At 46.1% G+C, this 7,421-nt stretch carries 2 protein-coding genes and 1 pseudogene; 2 read left to right on the top strand and 1 reads right to left on the bottom strand.

All coding sequences use genetic code 11. The features are described from left to right. Window positions 1-256 (top strand): annotated as a pseudogene (locus tag RLO19_RS03090) (RNA-guided endonuclease TnpB family protein); the annotation flags it as partial. A 10-nt stretch (window positions 257-266) separates the two neighbouring features. Further along, window positions 267-440 carry a hypothetical protein gene (locus tag RLO19_RS03095; protein ID WP_446353741.1) on the top strand — a complete coding sequence of 58 codons (174 nt, stop codon included), beginning with the start codon at window positions 267-269 and terminating at the stop codon, window positions 438-440. Window positions 441-459: 19 nt separating this feature from the next. On the opposite strand, the gene RLO19_RS03100 is transcribed toward RLO19_RS03095, so the two are convergent. Beyond that, window positions 460-7,119, bottom strand: coding sequence for a CHAT domain-containing protein (locus tag RLO19_RS03100; protein WP_446353743.1), 6,660 nt, complete (start codon window positions 7,117-7,119; stop codon window positions 460-462). Between the last annotated feature and the right edge of the window lie 302 nt (window positions 7,120-7,421).

A 7,421-nucleotide genomic window follows, 5' to 3' on the forward strand; every position in this document is an offset into this window, starting at 1 on the left:
ATGCAACAAGTGCGGCACAGTCTTAGACCGTGACTATAACGCCGCAAAAAACATTCTGGCAAAGGGATTCAAGCTGCTAGCTGAATACTTAAACAGTACCGTAGGGCATACGGAATCTGGAGCCAAAAGCTCAAAAGCGCACAGAGAAACTGACCTCTGGCTCAAGAACGGAGACGCTCTTGCTCTAAGTCGGCTCGATGAACTGCGAACCAAGAATTCTTGGGAATCCCCCACTATATTCGGTACTCCGAATTAGTGGTGGGAGGATGTCAAATGGGAATGGGGAAAATATCGGCGCGAATGTCGAACAGGCTATGGAATTTCACCAATTGGGTTTGGATGTCTTGTTATTTGACTACCGAGGCTATGGTGAAAGTGACGGGAAGTTTCCCACTGAAACCCAAGTTTACCAAGATGCTCAAGTAGCGTGGGGTTGTTGAAATCATGTTTATTCCCCCATTACCAAGGATTACCAATTAGGGTAAAGGAACTCCAATAATAAGGATGGCTGTAGTTTTGGTTAATCGACGGAAAATCAGATGGTAAGGGAATACTACTCTTAGTGGTGATTAAGTGATCGTCTTCTCGTTTCACTTCACCTCTAAGCATTGCTAGTTGTGCCTTTCGCAAGGCTTCGGCTTTGGTTGAACTTTGTTTGAGTTTCTCGTAAAATGTACTCATCAATCCCAGTGTCCCTTCATCACTAACATACCAGAGACTGCCCAAGGCTGACTTGACTCCAGATTGTACTGCTAATCCCGTAAATCCTAACTCTGCTTCCTCATCGCCTAAAGCTGTGCGACAGGCACTTAAAACTAAAAGTTCCACGGTTGGTTTATGCCAATCTAACCGCCACATCTGATCCAATCTGAGTTTATTGTCCCCCCACAATTGGATATAGGAATCCATCGGTTTCCCCGGTTTAAATTCGGCATGGGTAGCTAAATGAATAATACCATACGTCGCTTGACGCCGAGCTTGCTGGAGATTATTCAAGGTAAACTCTTCATTGAGAAAGGATTCACCTTGCCACACCTGATCTGCAATCACTTGTAACTCTATGGGAACACTGGGTAAAGGCGCCTTATCTGGAAACTTTGAAGCCCCCATTGCCAAAACCGAATCATCTTTGACATCTCGATAACGAGTATCGGTGAGACTGAGGCTAGGCATTAAGCCGACACTATAGTTCTCAATGATAAACTGCTTACCATCAGACAAAGCGGCAACAGGTATAGAACGTAAGCCTGTGTCCATGATAAATGCCAGATGCTTGATATCTTGCGCGGCTAAATCAGCAGCTATAGGTTGAATCAACCATTGATACATCTGGTAAGCCGGTGGCAGATAGTTCCGGTCATCGATTACATTCGTTACAGTGCGACGAAATTGAGCTGCCATGTTGAGAACTTCTGCTCTGGTTACATTAACCGATCGCCGGATAGGTTGTCCATCGGCAGAAATGAGAATTAATTCTAGGCGATCGCTCGGTTGCGGGGTTAGCGATCGCAATAAACTGGTATTATTTGGCGCAACGTCTACGCCTTCAGGCACTGCGCTAATTGTTTGTGGGGCAAATACTACATAAATCACCGCCGACTTCACCCCTGTTGCTGCTGCATTTTGGCGTAAGATTTCTCGCGCTTGTTCTAAGGTAATCCCTGCCCGTCTTTCTGTGCCAAAATACTTTTCATAATCTAGACTAAATAAGTTATCAATCTCCATCACCCCAGATTCATCCTTTTCAACTGGGGGTTGATTTTTATTGGAATCAGTGGTGGTTAAATCAATGGGGTTAACGGGAATATCTGAGGTTTCGTCAACGCTAATAATCCCAATATTGCCTTCAGTGTGGGTAAAGGGAAAGGATTGGAAAGGGGCGATGGTAAACTCACCACTGGTAATGGCAGCAGCTGTGCCGTTAATTGTTGCATCTCCCACATTAAAGGGAATGATGCCTTCTCCCCCATGACGAATCGTGATATCGCCGCCACCCTTCCCACCGGCTGTAGAAATGCTGGTTTCCCTACCATTGTGGGGAAAACTGCCAATTGCCCGAAAGACGCGATCGCTCTCTATCTCAACCTTGCCCCCTCTGCCATTACTTCCCCCCTGTGCGTTAATCGAATTCACTTCGATATATTCACGGGGATCAAGCATAACATTACCGCCATCGCCGATATTACCACTAGAATTGATTTCCCCAGCATCAATACTTGCCTCAGCCTCAATCAAAATATCACCACCCATCTCCGCCGAAGAATTTAAGTTTTTACTATTCACCCGATCCTGATGGCTAGTCAGACGAATATCACCCCCAACCGTTGTAATATTACCCGTAGTTAGGATATTACCCGTTGTCAGTTCAACTGCCCCTCCAGAGGTTTGCACATCCTGTAGATTAATTGTGCCAGTTCCTGTTATATGCTTCAGACTAGCCGCCCTAATCAAATTACTTGCCCTGAGGTTATTGGCATTGAAAATAGTCAGATTGCCCAAGGGAGTTGTTTCACCCACACTATCTGTGAACGTGATATTTCCTATTCCTGACATCAGATTTAGATTCGCCGCACCACTACTCCCTTCAAGCGTATTATTAAACTGGATATCACCGCCATTTGTCGTCAGGAACGTATCGCCGTTTAGAATCGTTGGAGCATTAAATTCAATAGAACCGTTTGCTGTTGTCACCTCACCTGCAAAATTCAGTGGATTAGCGCCATTGAGTTGAAAATTTCCGGTGAGATTAATCCTGACTGACGTTGGACTATCTAAACGATTACTGAGAATAGTAAGATTGCCGATTGGGGTAGTGCTACCTACTGTTTCAGGTAATTGTACCGTACCCCTTTCCGCGATAATGTTCAGGCTTTCTGTTCCATTTCTACCATTCATTTGATTGAGGAAACGAATATCACCAGAACTCGTACTCAGACGACTATCACCCGTCAGCGTCACTGAACCCTTTTGTCGCCATGTTCCCGTCAAATTAATAGTAGTAGCAAGATTTATATTTCCATTAATGGTGAGGTTATCCAAAGGAGTAATTGTGCCGATAGGATTATCAAGCGTAAGACTCGTACCCGGATTAAGTTCGAGGTTATAGTTTCCGTCAAGCGTGTTATTAAAAATAATCGTACCCGCACCGCCTGTCGTGAGAGCAGTATCGCCTGTCAAGTTAATCGGTGCATTGAATTCCAGACTACCATTCTGCGTTGTAATTTGACCCACCAGATCCAGGGTACGACTGGAAATCGTTAGATCGCCCATTAGGTTAAACTTGGCAGCCTGATGAATAATTCCTCCATCATTTCCCTGATGATCAATTCTCAGATTATTCGCATTAATATTACCTCCTAACCTAATGTCACCACTTTGATTATGGGTTAAGCCTGCCCCCGTATTCAGAGCGATGTTAAGATTTCCTTCACCTGTATCAATTGTTATTGCATTTGCCAATACGATTTCCGCGTCACCCCGATCTCGCTGGGAATCAACCACCCCATTTGCCAGGGTTTCGTTGGCGATTAACGTTAAATTTCCGTTATCTGTCGTGATATTATCGTTAATAAAAATACTGCGTCCGGCTTTAAAAGTGAGGTCGCCGCCATTGCCGCTAAGATTATCAATATCCAGTGGACTATTCAGAGTAATATCATTATTGGCTTGCAGGACAACGGCTGTACCCGTATTCAGAGTACGCTCTAAAAAGGTAGGAGAAAACGTTAGCGAAGCATCAGGAAAACGAGCAAATGTTAGATTTTCCGGGACGCCGACTGTTACTCGACCACTACCTTCCTTGGCAAATTGTACCCAAAAGGTCTGATTAACGGGGTCATTAACGACTGTACCTAAACCGGAATCCGACGGGCGACCGATAATGCTATTTTGATCGCTGATACTGTTTTTACCATTCCAGGTTTGTCCATTACTCCCATCCACCCAGGTAACGGCTCCTATATTATTGTCCCAGTTGGGACTACTGACACCATAATTGCTATTATTTAATTCAATAACGCCGCCACTACCCACTTGATCATTCGTCAAGTTTCCCACTAAACTTTTGAGTTCGCTAATTTGACCGATAGTCTCGGTTGTGGCGTCACGCCAAGTCACAGCGCCTCGGTTATTGTTCCACTCCGGGCTACTAATCACATAATTTCCATTCCTCAACGCGGTGACACCGCCACTACCAATGCGGTCAGAGGATGCTGGAGTTCCGACTAAACTATTCGTCTCATCAACGACATCAATAGTACCAATAGTGCCATTGCCCTTAGTGATTGCTCCTTGATTATTATTCCAGTCAGGGCTGTTGACAATATAATCGCCATTAGCAAGCGCAATAACACCCTCAATTCGGGAAGGAAAACCTGGAACACCATTACCAATTTGGTCTTGTGTACTACCGACTAAGCTATTGATTGTACTTACTTGCTCATTGCCAGTTGGCAGATTGCCATCCCGCCAAGTCACTGCTCCTCGATTATTGTTCCAGTTGGGACTGCTAATCACATAATTTCCATTAGTCAATGCAGTTACACCACCACTACCAATTTGGTCTTGTTCTTGGCTACCAATGATACTGTTATTTTCTGTGACTGAACCCGTGGTTAAACCGTTGATAGCATCAACCCAGGTAACAGCGCCCACATCCTGCATTGCTCCGTTGTTCCAGAGGGGACTACTAACAACGTAATTGCCGTTACTCAGCGCTGTAACACCAGCACTACCAACTTGATCCCCTGTCCGAATGCCAACCAAACTGTTGCTGGCATTTACTTCTCCTGTAGTCCCAGTCCTACCATCACCCCAAGTCACGGCTCCTAGACTAAAATTTGTGGCATTTTCTTCCCAGAAGGGGCTACTGACAACATAATTTCCGTTTTCCAGTGCAGTTACACCGTCAAAACCATTTTCAACAAATCCCACCAGATTATTTGGGCTAGCACCAACTAAACTGTTGCTGGCATTTACTTCTCCGGTAATCCCTTTCGTGCCATTACCCCACGTCACCGCTCCTCGGCTTTCCCCCCAAAACGTGGAGTTGACCACATAATTGCCATTGTTTTTGAGTGCCGTTACACCATTAAGACCAACTTGGTCACCAGTCTGAGTACCAACTAAACTGTTAGTTGCGTTAACCTCTCCCGAAATCCCAGTTGTGCCATCAGCCCACGTCACCGCCCCTATATCTGTCGCCCCTGTAACCCGATTATTCCATTGGGAACTAACGACGACGTAATTGCCATTACTCAGAGCCGTAACACCACCACTCCCCACTTGGTCATCGGTTTGACCCGTCAGTATGCTAAGTAATCCTCCAGTTGAACCATCGAACAGGTAAACCGCACCCGCATCATTCCCACCCAAGTTATCTCCTGGCTTCGTAACCGCCACATTTGCTGTACTCAACGGCACAATGGCATCACCAAACCCGGAACCGTTACCAGCATTCGGATCAGCAAGATCAAACTGGGGAATAGCGCCTACACTATCATCAATTACGATATTTTTCGGATCGAGTAACAGCGTCCCGGCTAATCCATCAACAGCCCCCACATCAACAGTACCCGTCATTGCCAGCGAGTCTTTCCCCGACACTTCCACAAAACCGCCGTCACCGCTAATCGCACCACCTCGCGCCTGAATCGTTCCAGAAAATTGAGTCAGTTGATCTGACCAAACAATTACCCGTCCTCCACTTCCGGTGGTTAAGGCGTTGGCGTTTAGAATACTGCTATGATTCACTACCGTAGTTTGGGCATTAATGGCGTCTGATGTCTGTCCCTGAAAATCACCACCCACTAAAATCTCACCGCCGCCACTGTTAGCACTGACATCAATATCTGCTGCTAATAATTGGACAGTCTCAGCAAACAGATGAACTGTACCTCCCACCTCTCCCGTCACCTCAATGTTGCCTGAAGTGGTTAAGACAGTATCGGCGTTACCCTTAAATTCAATCACGCCTCCCTGCTGAGAACCATTTGCCCGGGTTGTGGCGCTAGCGGTTTGAATTACCGTACCTGTAGAATTAACCTGAATTTCCCCACCATTTCCCTGGTTTCCCCCAACACTCATTAGTCCTGTGTCCAGGAAATGATGAGTCTGAATCTGAATATTACCTCCATCCGCCCCATCCGCTGTCATAGAACCGAGATTCTTTACCCTAGAACCAACGACATGAATTGTGCCACCCTGATTTGTATCGGTGGTGGATAGTTGCCCTTCATTGACGACTTGACCGCTATTCCCGGTGAGTAAAACGGGTAAATCCAAGGGACTAATCGGTAATTTCTCCCCAGTGGTGGAGCGAGGGGGTGTAATCTCTAAGGTGAGGGGGCTTCCCGGTTGACTGATTCTGAGCAAATTCTCACCCGGTACAGCCGCGATCGCAACTTGTCCTCCTGGTGCAGTTAGTTGCCCTGTATTGGTTATACTACCACCTGCTAAGGTTAAAGTCTGACCTTTTCCCACCTCTAAATTGCCATGATTAATAATCGCTGCTGAGTCAGCCAAGTCAAACGCTAAGGTTGTGGGAGTCCCGATTAAATTTTGATACCGATTTTCACCGAACGCATTAAACCAGTTCTCAGTACCAAAGCCAATCCCCGTCGCCGTCGTTGCCGTAAATGCCGCCGGAACATTAAGCTGGGCATCAGCACCAAAAATGATCCCCGCCGGATTCATTAAAAAAAGATGAGAATTTCCCCCTGTCACCTGAATTAAACCATTAATCACAGAGGTATCTCCGCCAACCACCCGTCCCAGAATGTTGCGAATTTGGGGATCGGAGATAAAGTTAGCAATTTGATCGGGGGAGATTCCAAATTGCTCAAAGCTATGGAAGAGATTCTCGCCATCTCCAGAAAGCGTTCCCCCCTGAATATCCAAGCGGTTCCCTTCAGGGTTGACTCTGGTGTTCGTACCATCGGCGGCTGGGGTAATGGATTGAGCCTGAGCCGAGGGCATCGAGTCCAGCCAACCTATCCCCCAGTTTAAGGTGCGATCGCCCTTAGAAAACCATCCTGTTTCGGGAAAAATTGGGTAGGGAATTATGCCGGTGAGGAAAACACCGACAAACAAACAGCGAAGGCACAATGGGATAGGTTTCATCGCTTGCCCTCCAATCAGGTAGAACTTGCCAAGTCCAGCATACTTTATAGAAGCGCCGTAAAACCCACATCCTTTTAGGTGTGGGATATGAGGCGGGTCATCGGAGGGACGTAGATGACCAAATTACAAAGGTGCTCTTAAACGAGCTATCAAGCTTGTGCTCAACTCAGACTTGCTCATTCCCCGCCTGGTAGCCTCTTCCTTTAGTTGTCGCATTTCATACTTAGTTAATCTGATATCTAGTCTTTCTGTTTTCATCGGTACACACAATTGACCACGCAGGTATCTACTATATATAATAT

Source organism: Coleofasciculus sp. G2-EDA-02, assembly GCF_040226375.1.
GTDB lineage: Bacteria > Cyanobacteriota > Cyanobacteriia > Cyanobacteriales > Coleofasciculaceae > Coleofasciculus.

Bases quoted from the DNA above. Each gene is read 5' to 3' on its own strand.
- RLO19_RS03095 (WP_446353741.1), top strand. From the start codon at position 267: ATGTCAAATGGGAATGGGGAAAATATCGGCGCGAATGTCGAACAGGCT.
- RLO19_RS03100 (WP_446353743.1), bottom strand. From the start codon at position 7,119: ATGAAACCTATCCCATTGTGCCTTCGCTGTTTGTTTGTCGGTGTTTTC.